We start from the raw sequence: 3,280 nt of genomic DNA, 5'->3' as shown, positions 1-3,280 counted from the left end.
CGCTCAGCGTTCTTTCCAGGCTTTTGCGATCTGGTCTGTGAGGGGCTTTGTGAGGTAGCTGAGCACGGATCGGTCGCCGAGCTGCATGAAGCTCTCCACCGGCATGCCCGGCACCAGCCGCGCCCCGTTCAGCCGCGCCATCTGGTCGTCCGGCACCTGGAGGCGCGCCACGTAGTAGCTCATCCCGGTCTTGGGGTCCGTGCTCACGTCCGCCGAGACCCGGCTCACCAGCCCGTCGATCTCCGGCGTCACCCGCTGGTTGAAGGCCGGGAACCGCAGCACCGCCGACTGGCCCACCCGCACGTTGTCGATGTCCTGCGGCTGGATCTTCACCTCCACCGCCAGCTGGTCGGCCGAGGGCACGATCAGCATCGCCGGCTCGCTCGGCGTCACCAGGCCCCCGATCGTGTGCACGCTGAGCTGGTGCACCGTCCCGTCCTGCGGCGCCCGCAGGTCGATCCGCTTGAGCTGGTCCTCGGCCGCAACCCGCTTCTCCACCAGCTCCGACCAGCGCCCCCGGATCTCGGCCAGCTCCTTGCCCACCTCCGTGCGCATGTCCCCGTCCACCTGCAGGATCTGCAGCTCCGTCTCGGTGATCTTGCCCCGCGCCGAGGCGGTCGAGGCGATCAGCTGGCCCCGCTCGCCCTCCAGCCGCGCCGCGTCCCGCTCCAGCGCCGTCACCCGCGAGAACGGCACCAGGTTCTTGGCAAACAGCTCGCGCACCCCCTTCAGCTCCGAGCCGATCAGCCGGATCTCCCGGTCCTTGGCGCCCGCCTGCTCGCTCAGCCCCGCGATCTCCTGGCGCAGCTGCGCCACCCGCTCGCGCAGCTGCGCCTTCTGACCCTCCCGCGCCGCCACCCGCGCCGCAAACAGCCGCGTCTCGCCCTCGATCAGGTGCGCCACCCCCGGCTCGCCCGAGCGCGCCAGGAGCTCGGCCGGGAACGTCACCCGGCCCGCCCCGTCCCGCTCCGCCTCGTCCCGGGCGCGGCGCGCGGCGAGCTCGTCGAGCGCCTTCAGCACGATATCGAGGTTGGCCCGTGTCTGCGTCTCGTCGAGCCGGATCAGCACGTCGCCGGCCCTGACCCGCGCGCCCTCGCGCACCCGCAGCTCGCCGACCACGCCGCCGGTGGGGTGCTGCACCTTCTTGACGTCGGATTCCACCACGAGCTGGCCCGGCGCGATCACCGCGCCCGAGATCTGCGTGAAGGTCGCCCAGCCGCCCACCCCCACCACCAGGGCGGCCGCCAGGCCGACGGTCAGGGCCAGGTGGCGCCGGATCGAGCCGAGCGCGCGCGGGCGCGGCGGCCCGGACAGACCGGCGAGATCCGGGGCCGGCAGGCCGGGGCTGGCCGACATGGGGCCGAGGCTGGCCGACATCACGCGCTCTCCTGCAGGCCGGTGCCCGGCTGGGCCGCGCTGCCGGAGCCGCCGCCCGGGCCGCTCCCTTGGCCACCCCCTGGGCCGCCTCCCGGGCCGCTCCCTTGGCCGCCTCCCGGGCCACCCCCTTGGCTACCCGCCTGGAAGGAGCCGCCCGCCTGCAGGTTGGCCTGCCCGCCCATCTGGCCAAAGCCCATCGCCCGCGGCATCGGCGGCGGCGGCTCGGCCGCCACCGGCGCGGGGGCGGGGCGCAGCACCCGCTTGAACACCTCGTCCTTGGGCCCGAAGGCCTGGGCGCGGCCGTCGGCCATCATCAGCACGAGGTCCACCGCCGCCAGCGCGCTCGGGCGGTGGGCCACCACCACGCAGATGCCGCCGCGCTGGCGCACCCCCAGGATCGCCTGGGTGAGCGCGTTCTCGCCCTCGTTGTCGAGGTTGGCGTTGGGCTCGTCCAGGATCACCAGGAACGGGTCGCGGTAGAGGGCGCGGGCCAGGCCGACGCGCTGGCGCTGGCCGGCCGAGAGCCCGGCCCCGCCCTCGCCGATGCGGGTGTCGTAGCCCTCCGACAGGCGCAGGATCAGCTCGTGCACGCCCGCCGCCCGGGCGGCCGCGATCACGTGCTCGGGGTCGGGGCTCGGCTCGAAGCGGCTGATGTTCTCCGCAATGGTCCCGGCAAACAGCTCCACCTCCTGGGGCAGGAAGCCGATATGCGGCCCGAGATCGGCGCTGGCCCACTGGTCGAGCGCCGCCCCGTCGAGGCGGACCTTGCCGCGCACCGGCGGCCACACGCCCACCAGCGCCCGCACCAGCGAGGACTTGCCCGAGGCCGAGGGCCCGATCACCCCCAGCCCCTGGCCGGCCTGCAGCGCGAAGGAGAGGTCCTGCACCACGAGGCGGGGCGCGCCGGGCGGGGCCACGCTGACCCCCTCCACCGCGAGCGAGCGGGAGGGGGCGGGCAGGGCGTGCGGCTGGCTGGCGGCGGGGATGCGGGCGAGCAGCTCGGAGAGCCGGACCCAGGCCTGGCGGGCCTGCACGAAGCCCTTCCAGTTGGCAATGGCGAGCTCGGCGGGCGCCAGCGCGCGCGAGACCAGGATCGAGGAGGCGATGATGATGCCGGCGGTGGCCATGTTGTTGATGACCAGCCAGGCGCCGAGCGCCAGCACGCCCGACTGCAGGGCCATGCGGAAGACCTTGGAGCCGGCCCCGAAGCCGCCGGCCACGTCCGAGACGCGCTGCTGGGCGTCCATGTAGTCGCGGTTGGCCGAGGCCCAGCGGGCGCCGAGCCGGCCCTGCATGCCCAGCGCGGCCAGCACCTCGGCGTTGCGCCGGCCGGCCTCGGCCAGGCCGTTGCGGCGCAGGCCGTGGCCGGTGGCGGCCTGGGCGGGGGTGCGGGTGGCGCGGTCGGTGATGTAGGTGACGAGCGCCAGCACCAGGGCGCCGACGATGGCGGCCACGCCGATGAGGGGGTGGAACAGGAAGCAGATGACGAGGTAGATCGGCATCCAGGGCAGGTCGAAGAAGGCGCCGGGCCCGGCCCCCGCGAGGAAGCCGCGCAGCGCGTCGAGGTCGCGCAGCGGCAGGAGGCCGTCGCCGGGGGCGGCGCCCTTGAGGGGGGCGCGCACGACGAGGTCGAAGACGCGGGCGGAGAGCGCCTCGTCGAGCGCCGCGCCGACGCGGGCGAGGATGCGGGAGCGGATCATCTCCAGGAGGCCCTGGAAGGCGTAGAGGACCAGCGCCAGCGCCATCAGGCCGACCAGGGTGGGCACGGAGCGGCTCGGGATGACCCGGTCGTAGACCTCGAGCATGAAGAACGAGCCCGTCAGGTAGAGCACGTTCACCAGACCGCTCATCACACCCACGCCGATGAACGCCGTCCGGCACCGGCTCAACGCCGACACAATCT

General features: G+C 74.3%; 2 protein-coding genes. Both read right to left on the bottom strand.

The features are described 5' to 3' along the window. Positions 1–3: 3 nt before the first annotated feature. The gene (locus MOX02_RS29895; protein WP_147029392.1) at positions 4–1,377 is read right to left on the bottom strand and encodes an HlyD family type I secretion periplasmic adaptor subunit; all 1,374 of its coding nucleotides are present in this window, start codon (positions 1,375–1,377) and stop codon (positions 4–6) included. Next, positions 1,377–3,278, bottom strand: a complete 1,902-nt coding sequence (locus tag MOX02_RS29885) for a type I secretion system permease/ATPase (protein WP_244948461.1) — start codon at positions 3,276–3,278, stop codon at positions 1,377–1,379. Before MOX02_RS29885 ends, MOX02_RS29895 begins: the two co-directional genes overlap by 1 nt. Between the last annotated feature and the right edge of the window lie 2 nt (positions 3,279–3,280).

Source organism: Methylobacterium oxalidis (assembly GCF_007992195.1).
GTDB lineage: Bacteria > Pseudomonadota > Alphaproteobacteria > Rhizobiales > Beijerinckiaceae > Methylobacterium > Methylobacterium oxalidis.
The sequence above is the reverse complement of the archived record's forward strand: the minus strand, read 5'-3'. Positions and strand labels throughout refer to the sequence as shown.

Excerpts from the sequence above, each read along its gene's own strand:
- MOX02_RS29895 (WP_147029392.1), bottom strand. The coding sequence starts at position 1,377 with ATGTCGGCCAGCCTCGGCCCCATGTCGGCCAGCCCCGGCCTGCCGGCC.